Origin of the sequence: Stenotrophomonas maltophilia R551-3 (genome assembly GCF_000020665.1) — a bacterium.
GTDB lineage: Bacteria > Pseudomonadota > Gammaproteobacteria > Xanthomonadales > Xanthomonadaceae > Stenotrophomonas > Stenotrophomonas maltophilia_L.
The window spans coordinates 1,962,880-1,979,730 of record NC_011071.1 but is presented as its reverse complement, the minus strand read 5'-3'; the positions used below and the strand labels follow the sequence as shown (position 1 = coordinate 1,979,730).

Sequence of the window (16,851 nt, the reverse complement as noted above, 5' to 3'; positions counted from 1 at the left end):
CAGCAACACCCGAGGGAATGCCGCTATCGGCTGCCGGCATCCAGAAAAATCAAAGAGTTGCGAAACATCGCTGAGAGAACGGCACACACGTCAATGACACGATCGCGACAATCGCGCGCGGAACTATTTTGTCCGTGGCGGGCCGGCGTACGGGGTCGGATCCCCTCGCAGAGGGGCTCTGACCCGATTGCCTCGGGTGGGGTCAGAGCCCTCCTACGGAGGGATCCGACCCCGGGCAGCCCTCAGCTGTCCATCGCCTGCCGCAGCGCGGCTACGGTCGCGGTGGCGGTCTGGCTCCAGTCCGGGTCCAGCCCTCGCAAGGCCGGGTTCTGGAACTGCATTGCCGAGCGGCGCAGGCCCTTGGCCGAGGCGTGCAGTTCAGTACAGCCGCTCCGTCGTGCCACGGCGGCGATATTGGCCGGGCCCAGCCCCGCGCCGGCCATCACACTGATGCGCCCCGCCGCTTGTGTGACCAGACCCGCCAGCACATCGGCACCGGCCTCGGCGCTGACCTGGCCGCCCGAGGTCAGCACGCGCTGGCAACCCAGCCCGATCACCTGCTCCAGCGCGGCGGGCAGATCGCGGGCAGCATCGAAGGCGCGATGGAAGGTCACCTGCAGCGGCCCGGCAGCCTGCACCAGTTCACGGCACAACGGCACGTCGATGCCGCCCTGCACGTCCAGCGCACCGATCACCACGCCATCGCAGCCGAGCGCGCGGCACTGTGCGATGTCACGCAGCATCAGTTCGGTTTCCAGCGCGTCGTAGTGGAAGTCGCCCGGGCGTGGCCGCACCAGCACGAAGAGCGGAATCGACAGGCGTTCGCGGGCGATCGCGATACTGGCGAACGACGGCGTGGTACCGCCCTCGGCCAGCTTGTCGAACAGCTCGATGCGGTCGGCGCCGCCGGCCTGGGCGGCCAGCGCAGAGGCCAGCGAGTTGCTGGCGATTTCCAGAGCAAGCCGCGTGCTCACGTCTGGGTGCTCGTGTAGATCGACGGCGAATCACGCAGGTCATCCTGGCGCTGCGCATCGCACACGGCGTAGACAAAACCGCGATGCAGCGCGTAAGCGCCCACCTCACCCTGCTTGTTCATGGCCAGGAAGCAGACCTGCAGTGTCTTGCTCGCTTCGGGGCGCTTGCGCACCACGCGGTCAATTGCTTCACGGCAGGCCTGCGCCGGCGAGCGCCCCTGGCGCATCAGCTCGACCACCAGGAACGAGGCGGCATTGCGGATCATCTCCTCGCCCACGCCCGAGGCAGTGGCTGCACCCACGTCGTTGTCGACGTACAGGCCGGCACCGATGATCGGGCTGTCGCCGACGCGGCCATGCAGTTTCCAGGCCATGCCGCTGGTGGTGCAGGCACCGGCCAGGTGGCCCTTGGCATCCAGTGCCAGCATGCCGATGGTGTCGTGGTTGTCGCTGTTGCCGGGAATACCGCGGCGCTCGGCATTGATCTGCGGCTGGTACTTCTCGGTCTTCAGCCACTCGTGCCAGGCGGCTTCAGCCTGCGGCGTCAGCAGGTGCTTGCGCTCGAAACCCTGCTGCACCGCGAACTGCTGCGCGCCCTCGCCCACCAGCAGCACGTGCGGGCTGTTCTCCATCACTTTGCGGGCCACCGACACCGGATGCAGGATGTCGACCAGCGCGGCCACTGCACCACAACGGCCATCGCCGTCCATGATGCTCGCGTCCAAGCTCAGCACGCCGTCGCGATCCGGATTGCCGCAATGGCCGACGGTGGGGTTGCACAACTCGCTCTCGGCCCAGCGTGCGCCCGCTTCGACCGCATCCAGCGCGCTGCCGCCCTGCGCCAGTACCTTCCATGCGGCCTGGTTGGCCGGTACGCCGAAGTCCCAGGTCGAAACCACCTTGGCCCCACCCTGCGTGCGTGCCTGCACGCCCGGCAATGCCGCCATGCCTGCGGCCAGTGCACCGGCCTGCAGGAACTGCCTGCGATCCACCATCTTCCCCTCCCAGTCTGCAATGCATGGCCGGCCCGATGCCGGCCCTGCCGATCAGTCGTGCGTGGGCTGCCGTGCGGCGTGCCAGACCGCTGCACCGAGCACGCCCAGCTGGCCGTGCTCCACCCGCCACACCGGTACCTGGCGCAGCACCTCGGTCAGCACACCCTTGTTGAGGAATCGCTCACGGAAGCGGCCATCGGCCAGGAAATCCTGCACATGCGCGGAAATGCCCCCGGCCAGATACACCGAGCGCGCGCCGACGGCGATCGCCGCGTCGCCGGCCAGGCTGCCCAGCCAGGCACAGAACACCTGCAACGTTTCCACAGCAAGAGCGTCCTCACCGCTGCGGGCGGCACCGATCAGTGCTTCGGTGCTGGTCCACACCGGGGTGGCACCGCGCAGCTCGCACAGGCACGGGTACAGGTTCATCAGGCCACTACCGGACAGCACGCGCTCGTTGTCCACGTGCGCCCAGCGCTGCAGCAGCTTGCCCAACACCTGCAGTTCCAGCGCGTTGCCTGCACCGAGCGCGGCATGGCCGATCTCGCTGGCCAGCACCGGCCGCTCGCCATCGGCGAAGCGCAGTGCGGCGCCCAGGCCGGTACCGGCGCCCAGCACCAGTGCCGGGAACGCCTGCGCCGGATCAGCATCGCCGTTCAGCGGCACCAGGGTTTCCGGCTGCAGGTACGGGATGGCCAGCGCCACCGCCTCGAAATCATTGATCAGCTGCAGTTCGCGCAGCCCAGACTGTTCGCGCGTGGTCGACAGCGAGACCGTCCACGGCAGGTTGGCATTGATCAGCACATCGCCATCGAGCAGACCGGCGATGGCCACCACTGCGGTCTGCACCGGCTGGCCGAGACCAGCGGTGAAATCGGCCAGGATCGCGGCCAGGCTGGGGTGCTCGGCGCAGGCATAGGTGCGATGGCTGCCCAGCAGCGGCGCCTGGCCGGGTTGGGTCTCAGCCAAGGCCAGACGGGCGAAGGTGCCGCCGACATCGGCGACAACGAGACTGCGCGGAAGACCGCCGCGGGCGGAGTCGGTGGAAACCGGGGACGCTGCTGCGATGGTCACGCTGGCCTGCTTGGATCGATTGAATCGCCCCGATTCTCAGGCATCGGGGCGGCTTTGCCTAGCACGCCGATGGTTCAGGTTGGCCTACATGCCTTCCTGTTCGGCCACCTGCACACCATCCACCAGCACGCGCAGCCGCTGCGGGCGGAAGCCGGCAAACAGCAGCGGCCGGGTGCGCTCGACCAGCACTTCGTGGCCGGCGATGTGACGCAGCCACGACTGTACCAGCGAGAACGAGAAGTGGGTGCCCGGATGCAGCGGGTGCTGCACCCAGACCTTCTCGGTGGCGCTCTGCAGCAGCATCGCACCGGTGAACCAGTGGCGGCTGAGGGTCACCGGCGTGGTGCCGGCCATGAAGCGGATATCCATGCGGGGTCCTTTCGCGTTGGGCAGCAGCGCCCTGGATCAGGGCTGGGCAGTCTGCAGGCTGTAGCTGGTGGTGGCGGTGAACACCGCGCCGTCGGGCTGGGTCGAACGCACTTCAATCTTGTGGCTGCCCACCGCCAGATCGGTCGGCAACGCGCCGCGCCACAGGTGCGGCGATGCGGTGGCCTCCGGCGAGCGATCGTAGCCACGCAGGTTGTTTGCAAGATCGTCGGCCACGTTCTCCACCATCAGACGCGGATCGGGCTGGCTGACCTGCTTCATCGGCTGCCAGGCGCCGCCATCCACGCGGTACTCGACCACGCTGGCATCCTCACCCATGTAGACATTGGCGTAGACACCCCACGCCGGGTAGGCGCCCTGGCGCAGCACCTTGGGGGCATGCAGGCCGATCTGCTCACTGGCCGGTTGGCCGGCCACGCGGTACTGCAGCTTGTAGCTGCCATTGCCAGCCACGTCGAGCAGCGCATAACCCTTCGGCGTGCCATCGCTCATGGTGCTGTCCGGCACGCCGGCGGCATTCTTCACGCCCGACCAGAACGCACCGCAGTTGGCACCGACGTTGTATTCGTGCAGCGGCTTGTCGCCGTTCCAGCCCTCGGCCTTGCCGTGGTAGACGTGCTGCTGGGTGTGGCTGTGGCCGCTGAGCACCAGCACGTTGCGGAAGTCCTTCAGCAGGTCGAACAGGCGCTGGCGGTCACCGTGGCGGAAGGTCTCGCGCCCCGGCGCGGCGTCGAACAACGGGATGTGCATGCCCAGCACCAGCAGGCGGTCCTTGTGCAGGCCCTTCAGGTAACTGGCAAGGAAGGCGAACTGATCCTCGCGCAGGCCGCCGATGTACTTCGGCTTGGCCTTGGGGTCGTAGACCACGTCGTCCAGGAACACGAAACTGGCGCCACCCTCTTCCACCGCGTAGGTGTCCGGGCCGTAGATGTTGCGCCAGCTGTCCAGCGAATGCTCATCGCTGGCCGCATCGAAATCGAGGTCATGGTTGCCCGGCACGTGGAACCACGGCACGCCGAGCTCGGTGGTGACCTTGTTGATCGCCGGGTACAGGGCCAGGTCGTCGTTGACGATGTCACCCAGGGTGGTGCCCATGCGCGCCCTGGTCTGGCCGATCAGCGGTGCCACGATCGACTGCTGGTAGTAGCCGATGTCCTTCAGGCTGGCGGTCTGCGAATCGGTGAACACCAGCATCTGGAAACCACGGCGGCTGTCATGGCGGTCCGACTGCAGGGCGAAATCCCAGTTGCGGGTGACGTCACTGGTGGCGGCGATGCCGCCGTACTTCAGCGCCGGCGAACCGTTCGGGCGGTAGTGGCGCCAGAACGACGGTAGGCCGTCGGTGGCCTTCGGGAAGGTGTAGGCATCGGGCTTGATCACAAATACGGTCTGGCCGTCGCGCAGTGGCAGGCTGTAGCTGCCATCGGCGGCGGTCTTGACGATGGCTTCGCCGTTGGAGACCTGCACCCCGGCCAGGCCCGGATCGGTCGCACCGCGCCCGGGTTTGCCGTCGCGCTCCAGGTAGACCTTGCCGCTGACCACGGTGTCCGCGGCCCAGGCCGGCGAGGTCAACAACAGGCAGCACAGCCAGGCGGCAGGCAGTTTCATGGGCGGTCCGGGGAAAAAGAAGACCGCCTATTGTAGATTCCGTTGATGACATCGCGCACGCGGTGGCGCATTGCCGGTAGTGCCGGCCGCTGGCCGGCAACCTCATGATCGTCGGGCATCTGGTGGTTGCCGGCCAGCGGCCGGCACTACCGCAGCTCAACGATGGCGTTTTTCCAGTACCGCCCGCGCATCATCCAGCGACAAACCGCGCGCGCGCAGCAGCACCAGCAGGTGGTACAGCAGGTCCGAAGCCTCACCCAGCAGCGCCTCGTCATCCTGCGCCACCGCCGCCAAGGCGGTCTCCACGCCCTCCTCGCCCACCTTCTGCGCGATGCGGCGGATGCCGCCCTCGAACAGACTGGTGGTGTAGCTGCCTGGCGGGCGCTGCGCCTCGCGCACCGCCACCAGCTGGCCCAACCCACCCAGGAAGTCCTTCGGCGCCTGGTCGAAACAGCTCTCGGCGCCGGTGTGGCAGGTTGGCCCCGCCGGGCGTGCCATCACCAGCAACGTGTCGGCATCGCAGTCGACACTGATCGACTGCACCACCAGCACGTTGCCGGACTGCTCGCCCTTGGTCCACAACCGCTGCTTGCTGCGGCTGAAGAAGGTCATGTGACCGATGGCCAGCGTGGCCGCCAGCGACTCGGCACTGACATAGCCCAGCATCAACACCTGCAGGGTGTCGGCATCCTGCACCACCGCCGGCAACAGACCTTCGCCCTTGCCCCAGTCCAGCGCCTGCAGTACATCCAGTGATGGCTTCACTTCAATAGACATCCCGCACCTCGATCTGCTGCCCGCGCAGGTAGCGCTTCAATTCCGGAATGGCGATGGCGCCGCTGTGGAACACACTGGCCGCCAGCGCACCGTCGACGTCGGCCTGGTCGAAGGCCTCGGCGAAGTGTTCCATCGCACCGGCGCCACCGGAAGCTATCAGCGGCACCTGGCACAGGGCCCGCGCCTGCTGCAGCTGCACGACATCGTAGCCACGGCGTACGCCATCGCTGTCCATGCAGTTCAGCACGATCTCGCCTGCGCCACGCCGTTGTGCGTCGACGATCCAGTCCAGCGTGCGCAGCGGCACCGCCTGGGTCTTGTCCGGGTCGCCACTGAAACGACGCACCCGCCACTGGCCATCAGCCTCGCGCACCGAATCGACACCGACCACCACGCACTGCACGCCGAACTCGTCTGCCAACTCGGTGATCAGTTCCGGGCGGCCCAGCGCCGGCGAATTGATCGACACCTTGTCGGCACCGGCGAACAGCACACGGCGCGCGGTTTCCACGCTGTCGATGCCACCGGCCACGCAGAACGGAATGTCGATCAGCCGTGCGATGCGCTCGATCCACGCCACGTCGACCGAACGCGCCTCGGGGCTGGCGCCGATGTCATAGAACACCAACTCGTCCGCCCCCTGGTCGCGATAGCGCTGCGCCAACTCGGCGATGTCGCCCATGTCGACGTGGTCGCGGAAGCGCACACCCTTGACCACGCGGCCGTCGCGCACGTCCAGGCAGGGAATGATGCGACGGCTCAACATGCCAGCGCCTCCGCCAGGTCCATGCGCTGCTCCAGCAGTGCCTTGCCGAGGATCGCGCCACCGCAGCCGGCGGCACGCGCCTCGGCCACATCGGCCACGTCACGGATGCCACCGGAGGCCTGCACCGCCACGCCCGGCAGCAGCGCCGACAGGTGCTGGTAGAGGCTGATGTTGGGCCCAGCCAGCATGCCGTCGCGGGCAATGTCGGTGCACAACAGGTGGCGCATACCCGCACGCGCATAGCGCCGGGCCAGATCATCCAGGGTCACGTCGGCGTTCTCGGTCCAGCCATGCACCGGCAATTGCCATTGGCCCTGCGCGTCCTGACGGGCATCCAGCGCGATGGTGATGCGCTCGGCGCCGAACTCCTCCAGCCAGCCGACCACTTCATCCGGACGACGCACCGCCAGTGAGCCGACCACCACACGGCCAGCGCCGGCATCGAGGATGCGCGCCACATCGTCACGGCCACGCACGCCGCCACCGGTCTGCACCTGCAGCGTGGTCTGCGCGCGGATCGACGACAGCAGCGGTGCCAGCGTGTAGCCCCCGGCGCGCGCGGCATCCAGGTCGACCAGGTGCATCCACTGCGCGCCCTGCGCGGCAAAGGCCTGCGTGCGCGGCAGCGGATCGTCGCCATAGGAGGTTTCCTGCGCGTAGTCGCCCTGGCGCAGCCGCACCACGCGGCCATCGCGGATATCCAGCGCGGGGTAGACGATGAAACTCATGCAGCAGTGCCCTCGAGGAAATTGCGCAGCATCAACGAACCGGTATCGCCGGAGCGCTCGGGATGGAACTGCGCGCCGAAGTAGCGCCCCTGCTCCACCACCGCGGTGAACAGGCCGCCGTGATCGCAGGCGGCTACCGTGTGGGCGTTGAGTGGTGCCGCATAGCTGTGCACGAAATAGGCGCTGGCGCGCTCCGGCACGCCCTGCAGCAGCAGCGATCCGCGCAATGGCAGCAACCGGTTCCAGCCCATGTGCGGCACGCGGATGCCACAGGCCGGTACCAGCTTGCGCACCACGCCGGGAATCAGTCCCAGCGCTTCTACGCCGGCCTCTTCGGAGCGCTCGAACAGCAGCTGCATGCCCAGACAGATGCCCATCAACGGCACTTCCAGCCGCTGCAATGGTTCCACCAGACCCTGCGCATGCAGGCGCTGCATGCCGGGACCGGCAGCGCCGACGCCGGGCAGGATCACCCGCTGCGCGCCAACCAGACTGTCGGCGTCGCGCACCAGCCGCACCGTTGCACCCAGGCGCTCCAATGCATAGCGCACCGAGCCCAGGTTGGCACCACCGGCATCGATCAGCGCGACGTCGCTCACAGTGCCCCCTTGGTGGTGGGAAGCGCCGTGCCCTGGCGGGCCAACGCCGGGCGCAATGCCCGCGCCAGTGCCTTGAAGCAGGCCTCGACCTTGTGGTGGTCGTTGTCGCCGCGCACCTGCAGGTTGAGGTTCAGGCCGCTGGCGTCGCACAGCGAACGGAAGAAGTGCGGTACCAGCTCGGTCGGCATGTCGCCCACGCGCTCGCGCTTGAACTCGCCCTCGAACACGAAATAGGGGCGGCCACTGAAGTCCAGCGCGGCACTGGCCAGGGTCTCATCCATCGGCAGGGTGAAACCGTAGCGGCCGATGCCGCGCTTGTCGCCAAGCGCCTCACGCAGTGCCTGGCCGAGTGCAAGCCCGGTGTCCTCGATGGTGTGGTGCTCGTCGATGTGCAGGTCGCCCTCGGCCTGGATGTCCAGCGCGAAGCCACCATGCTTGCCGATCTGCTCCAGCATGTGGTCGAAGAACGGCAGCCCGGTGTCGATGCGTGCATCACCGGCCCGATCCAGGTCCAGTTCGACGCGGATCTTCGTTTCCTTGGTATCGCGCTGGACCACCGCGATGCGCGGCGCATCGGCCAGCGCGTGGGCGATGCCCGGCCAGTCCCACTCGCCACCGAACTGCTCGGTGCGCAGCTGGAAACCGCGGATGTTGAGGTTCTCGGCAAACTGCAGGTCGGTGATGCGGTCGCCGACCATGCCCGAGCGCGCCCAGTCGATGCTGCGGTCCTGCAGGTAGGCGGTCATCAGGCCGATGCCCGGTTTGCGGGTCGGCGCGTTGTCCTGCGGCCAACTGCAGTCGATCAGCACGTCACGGAAGGTGATGCCCTGGCTCTCGAAGATCTGCAGCATCAGCTCGTTGGGGCCATCGAAGCTGGCGCGCGGGTAGCTGTCGCTGCCGAGGCCATCCTGGTTGGTGACGATCACGAACTGGTAGCCGGCATCCCGCAGCTTCAGCAGCGCCGGGATCACCTGCGGCACGAAGCGCAGCTTCTCGTAGGCGTCGATCTGGAAATCGGAAGGCTCCTCTATGAGGGTGCCGTCGCGGTCGATGAACAGGATCGGGGTCATGCTGCGGCCCTCCGCGCCGACAGGGCCGCAAGCACGCGGTCATTCTCTTCGGGGCTGCCGATACTGATGCGCAGCGCATCACCCAGCTGCGGCGCGGCGCGCTGATCGCGCACCACCACACCAGCAGCCAGCAGCGTATCGAACGCGGCCTGGGCATCGGCGAAGCGGACCAGCAGGTAGTTGCCGGCCGAGCGGTACACGCGACGAACGCCGGGCAGGCCCGGCAACGCCGCGAACAGGCGTTCGCGCTCGGCGATGACCGTCGCTACGCGCTCGGCGGTGCGTGCCAGCCCGGCCGGCTGCAGTGCCTGCACGGCCAGCTCCGCGCACGGGGTCGGCACCGGGTACGGCGCCTGGCAGCGGCGCAGCACGGCAATCAGCTCCGGAGCAGCGATCAGGCTGCCAATGCGGGCGGCCGCGAGTGCGTGCGCCTTCGACAGCGTGCGCAGCACCGCCAGGTTGGCATGCGCGGCCAGCAGCGTGGCCGCTGACGGGCGCTGCGCATACTCGACATAGGCCTCGTCCACCACCACCAGCGCCTGCCCACGCAGAGCAGTGGCCACGCGCTCGATCTCGTCCAGGGCGATGTCACTGCCGGCCGGGTTGGACGGTGCGCACAGGAACACCAGCTTGGCGTTGCGCGACTTTGCCGTATCGATCACAGCATCCAGATCGGCACGCAGGCCGTCTTCGGTATCCACCAGGGGCACTTCAATCAGTGCGGCGCCCTGCAGGCGCGCGCAGACCGCGTACATGCCAAATACCGGCGGCGTGACCAGCACGCCATCGCGGCCCGGCACGCACAGGGCACGCACCAGCAGATCAATGGCTTCGTCGCTGCCACGACCGATCAGCAGCTGCGGCGGCGTCACGCCGTACAGCGCCGCCAGGCCCTCGCGCAATGCCAACGGCTGCGGTTCCGGATAGCGCCGGCTGTTGCCCGCCGCATCAGCCGGATTGGCCCAGGCCGATTCGTTGGCATTCAACCAGACCTCGCCCTGCACCGCCGCGCTGCGCGCCGAACTGTAGCCGGCAAAGGCCTGCAGATCGGGGCGCACCAGCGCCAGCACATCATCGATATCCGCGTTCATGCCGCCGCCTCCATGCGAAGCGCAACCGCACGCTCATGCGCATCCAGGCCTTCGGCGCTGGCGATGATGCGCGCGCAGCCGCCAATCGCCGCCAGGCCGGCAGCGCTGGCGCTCTGCACGCTGATCAAGTTCTGGAAGCTGGCCACGCTGACGCCGCTGTAGGCGCGCGCGGCACCGGCCGTCGGCAGCACGTGGTTGGTGCCGCTGCAGTAGTCGCCCAGCGCTTCGGGGGTGTAATCGCCAAGGAAGACTGAGCCGGCGGCCTGCACCTGGCCGAGCCAGTCGCGCGGTTCACGCAGGGCCAGGATCAGGTGCTCGGGTGCATAACGGTTGCTGATGGCGAAGGCTTCAGGCAGCGCATCGACCTGGATCAGGCGCGACGCAGACAGCGCCTGACGTGCGATCTGCTGGCGCGGCAGCAAGGCGACCTGGCGCTCCACTTCGGCTTCCACTGCGGCCAGCATCGCCGCGTCGTCGGTCAACAGCAGGACCTGCGAATCCGGGCCGTGCTCGGCCTGCGACAGCAAGTCGGCCGCCACGAAAGCGGGATTGGCACCGGCGTCGGCAATGACCAGCACTTCCGACGGACCGGCCGGCATGTCGATGGCCGCCGCGCCGTCCTGTGCAATCTGCTGCTTGGCCTCGGTAACGAAGCTGTTGCCCGGTCCGAACAGCTTGTCACAGGCCGGAATGCTGGCGGTGCCGTAGGCCATCGCCGCGATTGCCTGCGCGCCGCCCAGCTTGAACACGCGCTGCACTCCGGTCAGGCGCGCGGCCACCAGCACTGCAGGATCGGCACTGCCGTCGGCGCGCGGCGGCGTGCACAGCACCACCTGCGGGCAGCCGGCCAGCTGTGCCGGTACGCCCAGCATCAACGCGGTGGACGGCAGCGGCGCACTGCCGGCCGGTACGTACAGACCCACCCGGCCGATCGGGCGCAGCATGCGTTCGCAGACCACGCCCGGTGCGGTTTCCACCGCATAGCCTTTGCCCATACCGGCGGCGTGGAAGCGCGCGATGCGTTCTGCGGCTTCGACCATCGCCTGCCGCAATTCGGCCGGCACCGCTGCGTCGGCAGCGGCGAATTCGGCTTCGGAAACTTCGAACGAGGCCAGCTCGACACCATCGAAGCGCGCGGTGATTGCACGTAGCGCATCGTCGCCCTGTGCACGCACCTGTGCAATCAGCGCAGCCACGGCGTCACGGGTCTGCTGCGCGACGGTCTGCACCGGGCGGGTCAGTGCCGCGCTGCGCGCGGCCTCATCAAGTCGGGACCATATCAGACGGTTCATGCCAGCGATCGCTCCACACTCAGCACCATCAGGCCCTGCGCACCCGCGCGCTCCAGCTCTTCCATGCGCTGCCAGCTCAACGGGCCAGGGCACATGGTCTGCAGACGTAGTGCGCCGCCATCGGCCGGCAAACGCACCAGCGGTTCGGCATCGACCAGCAACTGTGCCAATGCATCGACACGGTCTTCGCTGGCGCGGAACATCAGCAGCTTGCGGTCCTGGCGCTGCACCACGCCATCAAGACGGCGCAGCAGCATGCTGCGCAGCGCGCCACGGGCATCGTCCGGCGCGCGCACCGCGCCGGCCAGTACTGCTTCGCTGTCCAGCAGGTTGTGCACCGGTGCCAACTGGTTCGCACGCAGCGTGGCACCGCTGGAGACCAGGTCGCAGATCAGATCCGCAGTGCCCAGACGCGGTGCGATCTCGACCGAGCCAGACAGTTCGACTACCTGCGCGTCCACGCCCTGCTCCGCCAGCCACTGCTTGAGGATGGCCGGGTAGCTGGTGGCGATGCGGGTGCCGGCCAGCTGGGCCGGGCCTTGCCACTGCCATTCCTCGGGCACCGCCAGCATCAGCCGGCACTGGCCGAAGCCTAGCCCGCGCAACGCCTGGTAGGCATCCGGCAGGCCGATCTGGCGGCGCGCGGCGGCCTGTTCGTCCAGCTCATTGCGGCCGACGATGCCGAGGTCGCAGACGCCATCGGCAATCAGGCCGGGAATGTCGTCGTCGCGCACCAGCAGCAGGTCCACCGGCAGCGATTCGCCGTAGCAGAACAGCTTGTCGCGGCTCTCGCGCCAGCTCAGGCCGCAGGCGCTGAGCAGGTTGCGGGCGGGTTCGGCCAGCCGGCCACTCTTCTGGATGGCGATACGCAACCGGTCACGTGCCGGCGCTGCCTGGGTTGCACTCATGGGGGAGGTCTCGAAGTTCGGAACGGGGCGCGGATCAGCGCGAAGCAAGGCGGTCGATGGCGGCGGCATAGCCTCGATGGCCATGCTCGAGCGTGCGTGCCACCCGTCCGGTGGTGGTCACGCTGACGCCGGTGCGCTCGTGGATCTCGCGATACGGCACGCCCTGCTGCAGCAGCGGCACCACTTTCCAGCGGTCGGCCATGGCTTCCAGCTCGGCCGGGGTGCACAGGTCGCGCAGGAAGGCCTCGACCTGTTCCGGCTCGCGCAGTGCGGCAAAGGCCTCGGCCAGGGCTTCCAGGTCGGCCTTCGGGTCTTTGGCGGTGATATCGGGACGGGCTTTCACAGGCAGGGCTCTTGCATCAATGTAATAGCGTGTTAGTACATTAACGCATTCTTGCGCAGTGCGTCAAATCGTGGATTGAGGGGGCGGCAGGGCTGCAGCCCTGCACCCGGTAGTGCCGGCCGCTGGCCGGCAACGTCAAAGGCCTGCATTCCGCCGGATGGCGGGGAGCCGGCCTTTGTAGAGTCGAGCCATGCTCGACTGCGCTTCACCCGGAAACGCAAAACGCCCACCAGGGGTGGGCGTTCTACCTTGAAATCAACATCCTGCCGAAGCTCAGGGCCGGCAGTGCACCTCCGCTTGCAGCGCCCCGCGTCGCAGGCATTCGCCGAACAGGCTGCCCTGCCGGCTCGGCAGGGGCTGGATACTCTCCAACGCCCCTGCACCCGCCGGGCACTTCCGTGCCGCCAGGACCTGCAGGTCACCCTCCAGCTGCGCACGGTCGACCACGTGGCAGCGATCAACCTGCAGCCGGTACTGCGTCGGACCCAGCCGGGCACTGCGCAGCACCGGGTCACTCTGGCAGCCCGCCAGCAGGAGCACGCTCAGCACTCCTGCGGCGGCACGCATCACACCATCGCCCTGGACTGCTCCAGCTCCACCAGCAGGGTGCTGGCCAGCTCGTCGCGCGACACTTCGAACTGCTGTTCGCGCAGCAGGTCCTTCACTGCCACCACGCCGCGCGCCAGTTCATCCTCACCCGCCAGCACCACGAAGCGGATGCCAGCCTTGGCCGCGTACTGGAACTGCTTGCCGATCTTCTTCGGCTCCATCTGCACTTCGGTGTTGATGCCACCGGCGCGCAGGCGGCGCGCGATGTCCAGCGACTGCGGCATGCCCTGCTCGTCCATCAGCGCCACCAGCGCCTGCACGCTGCTGGCTTCGATGCCGTCGATCAGGCCGGCCTCGCGCAGCTGCCAGAACAGGCGCGACAGGCCGATGGAGATACCGACGCCCGGCAGCTTCGACTTGCTGTAGTGGCTGGCCAGGTCTTCGTAGCGGCCGCCCGAGCAGATCGAGCCGATCTGCGGGTGGTCGGTCAGCGTGGTCTCGTACACGGTACCGGTGTAGTAATCCAGGCCGCGCGCGATGGAGAAGTTCAGGCAGTACGCGGTTTCCGGCACGCCCAGCGCCTGCACCAGCTGCAGCACTTCGCGCAGTTCGGCCACGCCGGCACGCAGGGTTTCCGACGATTCCGCCGCCGCTTCCAGCGCGGCCAGCTGCGCCAGCGCATCGTCGTGGCCCTTCGAACGCACGGCGACGAAGGCCAGGATCTTCTCGACCTGTTCGGCCGGAATCCCGAAGCCCTCGCCAACCAGCGTCTCGCGCACGTAGTCGGCGCCGCGCTTGTCCAGCTTGTCCACTTCGCGCAGCACCGCCAGCTGGCGTTCGCCTTCGGCCACGCCCAGGCTCTCGAAGTAACCACGCAGCAGATTGCGGTTGTTCAGCTGGATGCTGAAATCACCGATGCGCAGCTCCGAGAACACCGCATGGATGACCGCCAGCACTTCGGCGTCGTAACGCACGCTCAGGCTGTCCTTGCCGATCACATCGATGTCGCACTGGTAGAACTCGCGGAAACGACCGCGCTGCGCACGCTCGCCGCGGTACACGCGCTGCATCTGGTAGCGACGGAACGGGAAGGTCAGTTCGTGTTCGTGCTCGGCCACGTAGCGCGCCAGCGGCACGGTGAGGTCGAAGCGCAGCGCCATTTCCGGCAGTGAACGGTCGCCCGATTCGGCCGCATTGGCCAGCGCGCCGGTGGACTGCACGAAATACACCTGGCGCTCGGTCTCGCCACCGGACTTGGTCAGCAGCACATCGGACAGCTCGAACACCGGCGTCTCCACCGGCAGGAACCCGAAGCGCTCGTAATTGCGGCGGATCACGTCCAGCATGCGCTGGAACGCGATCTGCTCGCGCGGCAGCAGTTCAAGGGTGCCGGGCGGGGTACGGGGCTTGATCACGGGCGGAACTCCTGCTGGAACGGGACGTGGGAGGGGGCGACATTCTAGCGCCCCCGCCTCGGGCAGGGTCGAACGCCCGCTTGAAGTATCATAAGGCCCTCCCCGACCGCGATACGCCCCCCGCAACATGTCACGGCCTTCCGGCGCTCCGCCCGCCACCAATGACTCCGCCGCGCCGTCCTGCGTCACGCAGGACTGCCTGCACTGCTCGGTTCGCCACCTGGCGGTCTGCTCGGCGCTGTCGCCCGATGAAGTACAGGCGCTGGAACAGGTCACCGTTTCGCAGCAGGTGACGATGGGCAGTACCCTGGCCCGCACCGGTGAAGAACGCCAGCATGTCTATACATTGACCGGCGGCGCGCTGCGCCTGGTGCGCACCCTGGCCGATGGCCGCCGCCAGATCAACGGTTTCGTGCTGCCCGGCGATTACCTGGGCCTGAGCGGCAGCGACCACCACCGCTACGATATCGAAGCCATCGCCGACAGCCGCGTGTGCCGCGTCGCGCTGCCGCAGATGAAGGCGCTGCGCAGCCGCTACCCGCACCTGGAGCGCAAGCTGCTGCAGCGCGCCTGCCAGGAACTGGACGCCGCACAGGATGCCGCCCTGGCGCTGGCACGCCTGCAGCCGGCCGAGAAGCTGGCCGATTTCCTGCTGCGGCTGGCCGCACGCGAGGCCAAGCTAGGTGGCGACGGCCTGCGCGTATCGCTGCCGATGGGCCGCGGCGATATTGCCGACCATCTGGGCCTGACCATGGAAACGGTCAGCCGCACCTTCACCAAGCTGCGCCAACAGGAGCTGATCGCCCTGCCCCACCTGAACGTGGTGGAGATCCTCGACGAGGATGGGCTGCGCACGCTGGCCGGTGAAGGGTTGATCTGACCGTATCGCGGTCCGTGGGGTTGCCGGCCAGCGGCCGGCACTACCCGAATTGCATTCCCCCGGTAGTGCCGGCCGCTGGCCGGCAACCGTACCCATCTCCGGGTCAGCGCAGCAGCACGTCGCGCAACGCCGCATAGTCTGCGGCCAACGGCTCGGCATGCGCCGGTCGCTGCAGCAATGCCTCCAGTGCCGGCGGCACCGCCACAGCTTCGCCGATGAGCGGCTCGACCACGGCTTCGAACTTGGCCGGATGCGCGGTGGCCACTACCGCCCAGTCCCCCTTGGCACCGCCACTGCGCAGATCCTGCAGCACCTTCACTGCGGTGGCCGTGTGCGGGCAGAACAGCTCGCCATGGCTGGCATGCTCAGCCGCAATCGTCGCGCGGATGGTCACGTCATCTACCGCAAACGCACGGAACGCAGCGCGCAGCTCGGCATCATCTCCGTGGTAAAGCCAGCGCAGACGCTCGAAGTTGCTGGGCGCCCCCACGTCCATCGCGTTGGCAACGGTGGCAACACTGGCCTGCGGCTGATAGTCGTCGCCATTGAAGTAGGCCGGCAGTACGGCATTGGCATTGGTGGCCAGCACGATCTGCCCGACCGGCACGCCCAGCGCGCGCGCCAGCACTGCCGCCATTGCGTTGCCGAGGTTGCCGGTGGGCACAACCAGGTTGAGCCGGCGTCGATGTGCGGCATGATGGGTCAGCGCCGCATGCGCGTAGTAGCTCATCTGCGGCAGCAGTCGGCCCAGGCTGATGCTGTTGGCCGAGCTCAACGGCACCTGCGCCTGCAGTTCGCGGTCAGCCAGCGCCTGCTTGACCAAGGCCTGGCAGTCGTCGAACGAACCGGCCACGCGCAGCGCCCGGATGTTGTCACCGAAGCAACCGAGCTGGTGCGCCTGTCGCGGCGACACGCGGCCGTCGGGATACAGCACCACCACGCGCACGCCCGGCTGGCGGTGGAAGGCCGCTGCAACGGCGGCACCGGTATCGCCGGAGGTGGCAACAACAATCGTCAGGTCACGGTCGCGGCCCGCCTGCAGCCGCGACAGCGTACCGGCCAGGAAGCGCGCGCCGATGTCCTTGAACGCCGCCGTCGGCCCATGGAACAGCTCCAGAACGTGGTCACCATCGCCCAGCGGGCGCAGCGGAACCGGGAAGTCGAAGGCCTCGCGGCAGATCAACGGCAGCGCGCCTTCCAGCGCATCGCCGGCAAAGAACGGTGCCAGCAGATCAGCGGCGGTATCGGCCAGGGTTGCACCGGCCTGCAATTCACGAGGTGCAGGCAGAACCTCAGGCACATACAGCCCGCCATCGGGCGCCAATCCTGCGGCGATTGCCGCACTGAGGCCGACAGCAGGTGACTGGCCACGGGTCGAAACGAAATGCATGGGCA

Annotated in this window: 18 protein-coding genes; 1 reads left to right on the top strand and 17 read right to left on the bottom strand. The window is 67.9% G+C overall.

Annotation, left to right across the window (positions count from 1 at the left end; genetic code table 11):
• Nucleotides 1-242 precede the first annotated feature (242 nt).
• From SMAL_RS09060 to hisS, 16 genes are all read right to left on the bottom strand, one after another.
• Nucleotides 243-974 carry a copper homeostasis protein CutC gene (locus tag SMAL_RS09060; protein WP_012510892.1) on the bottom strand — a complete coding sequence of 244 codons (732 nt, stop codon included), beginning with the start codon at nucleotides 972-974 and terminating at the stop codon, nucleotides 243-245.
• The gene (locus tag SMAL_RS09055) at nucleotides 971-1,969 is read right to left on the bottom strand and encodes a glycosylasparaginase (RefSeq protein ID WP_012510891.1); all 999 of its coding nucleotides are present in this window, start codon (nucleotides 1,967-1,969) and stop codon (nucleotides 971-973) included. Before SMAL_RS09055 ends, SMAL_RS09060 begins: the two co-directional genes overlap by 4 nt.
• Nucleotides 1,970-2,020: 51 nt before the next feature.
• Complete coding sequence (locus SMAL_RS09050; protein ID WP_012510890.1) at nucleotides 2,021-3,043, bottom strand: glucokinase; 1,023 nt, start codon at nucleotides 3,041-3,043, stop codon at nucleotides 2,021-2,023.
• An 84-nt stretch (nucleotides 3,044-3,127) separates the two neighbouring features.
• Complete coding sequence (locus SMAL_RS09045) at nucleotides 3,128-3,412, bottom strand: hypothetical protein (RefSeq protein ID WP_005409434.1); 285 nt, start codon at nucleotides 3,410-3,412, stop codon at nucleotides 3,128-3,130.
• 36 nt (nucleotides 3,413-3,448) lie between these two features.
• The gene (locus SMAL_RS09040) at nucleotides 3,449-5,038 is read right to left on the bottom strand and encodes a calcineurin-like phosphoesterase C-terminal domain-containing protein (protein WP_012510889.1); all 1,590 of its coding nucleotides are present in this window, start codon (nucleotides 5,036-5,038) and stop codon (nucleotides 3,449-3,451) included.
• A gap of 156 nt (nucleotides 5,039-5,194) precedes the next feature.
• Nucleotides 5,195-5,815, bottom strand: a complete 621-nt coding sequence (gene hisIE / locus SMAL_RS09035) for a bifunctional phosphoribosyl-AMP cyclohydrolase/phosphoribosyl-ATP diphosphatase HisIE (protein ID WP_012510888.1) — start codon at nucleotides 5,813-5,815, stop codon at nucleotides 5,195-5,197.
• Nucleotides 5,805-6,581, bottom strand: coding sequence for an imidazole glycerol phosphate synthase subunit HisF (gene hisF / locus SMAL_RS09030; RefSeq protein WP_012510887.1), 777 nt, complete (start codon nucleotides 6,579-6,581; stop codon nucleotides 5,805-5,807). Before hisF ends, hisIE begins: the two co-directional genes overlap by 11 nt.
• Nucleotides 6,575-7,309 (bottom strand): 1-(5-phosphoribosyl)-5-[(5-phosphoribosylamino)methylideneamino]imidazole-4-carboxamide isomerase, encoded by a 735-nt coding sequence (gene hisA, locus SMAL_RS09025; protein ID WP_012510886.1) that lies wholly within the window; start codon nucleotides 7,307-7,309, stop codon nucleotides 6,575-6,577. Before hisA ends, hisF begins: the two co-directional genes overlap by 7 nt.
• Nucleotides 7,306-7,908 carry an imidazole glycerol phosphate synthase subunit HisH gene (gene hisH, locus SMAL_RS09020; RefSeq protein ID WP_012510885.1) on the bottom strand — a complete coding sequence of 201 codons (603 nt, stop codon included), beginning with the start codon at nucleotides 7,906-7,908 and terminating at the stop codon, nucleotides 7,306-7,308. Before hisH ends, hisA begins: the two co-directional genes overlap by 4 nt.
• A complete protein-coding gene (hisB, locus tag SMAL_RS09015; protein ID WP_006363222.1) occupies nucleotides 7,905-8,978 on the bottom strand; it encodes a bifunctional histidinol-phosphatase/imidazoleglycerol-phosphate dehydratase HisB in 1,074 nt (357 codons plus the stop codon). The genes hisH and hisB overlap by 4 nt, the downstream gene beginning before the upstream one ends.
• Nucleotides 8,975-10,069 (bottom strand): histidinol-phosphate transaminase, encoded by a 1,095-nt coding sequence (gene hisC, locus SMAL_RS09010; protein WP_012510884.1) that lies wholly within the window; start codon nucleotides 10,067-10,069, stop codon nucleotides 8,975-8,977. Before hisC ends, hisB begins: the two co-directional genes overlap by 4 nt.
• Nucleotides 10,066-11,361, bottom strand: coding sequence for a histidinol dehydrogenase (gene hisD, locus SMAL_RS09005; RefSeq protein WP_006363219.1), 1,296 nt, complete (start codon nucleotides 11,359-11,361; stop codon nucleotides 10,066-10,068). Before hisD ends, hisC begins: the two co-directional genes overlap by 4 nt.
• Nucleotides 11,358-12,269, bottom strand: a complete 912-nt coding sequence (hisG, locus tag SMAL_RS09000; protein ID WP_012510883.1) for an ATP phosphoribosyltransferase — start codon at nucleotides 12,267-12,269, stop codon at nucleotides 11,358-11,360. The genes hisD and hisG overlap by 4 nt, the downstream gene beginning before the upstream one ends.
• 34 nt (nucleotides 12,270-12,303) lie before the next feature.
• Complete coding sequence (locus SMAL_RS08995) at nucleotides 12,304-12,612, bottom strand: YerC/YecD family TrpR-related protein (RefSeq protein WP_006363215.1); 309 nt, start codon at nucleotides 12,610-12,612, stop codon at nucleotides 12,304-12,306.
• Between the two features lie 273 nt (nucleotides 12,613-12,885).
• A complete protein-coding gene (locus tag SMAL_RS08990; protein WP_232054040.1) occupies nucleotides 12,886-13,152 on the bottom strand; it encodes a hypothetical protein in 267 nt (88 codons plus the stop codon).
• 26 nt (nucleotides 13,153-13,178) lie between these two features.
• Complete coding sequence (gene hisS / locus SMAL_RS08985; protein ID WP_006363186.1) at nucleotides 13,179-14,576, bottom strand: histidine--tRNA ligase; 1,398 nt, start codon at nucleotides 14,574-14,576, stop codon at nucleotides 13,179-13,181.
• A gap of 127 nt (nucleotides 14,577-14,703) precedes the next feature.
• Between hisS and SMAL_RS08980 the strand changes: the two genes are divergently transcribed.
• Nucleotides 14,704-15,456, top strand: a complete 753-nt coding sequence (locus tag SMAL_RS08980; protein ID WP_006363184.1) for a Crp/Fnr family transcriptional regulator — start codon at nucleotides 14,704-14,706, stop codon at nucleotides 15,454-15,456.
• A 103-nt stretch (nucleotides 15,457-15,559) separates the two neighbouring features.
• On the opposite strand, the gene thrC is transcribed toward SMAL_RS08980, so the two are convergent.
• A complete protein-coding gene (gene thrC / locus SMAL_RS08975; RefSeq protein WP_012510881.1) occupies nucleotides 15,560-16,846 on the bottom strand; it encodes a threonine synthase in 1,287 nt (428 codons plus the stop codon).
• Nucleotides 16,847-16,851 lie beyond the last annotated feature (5 nt).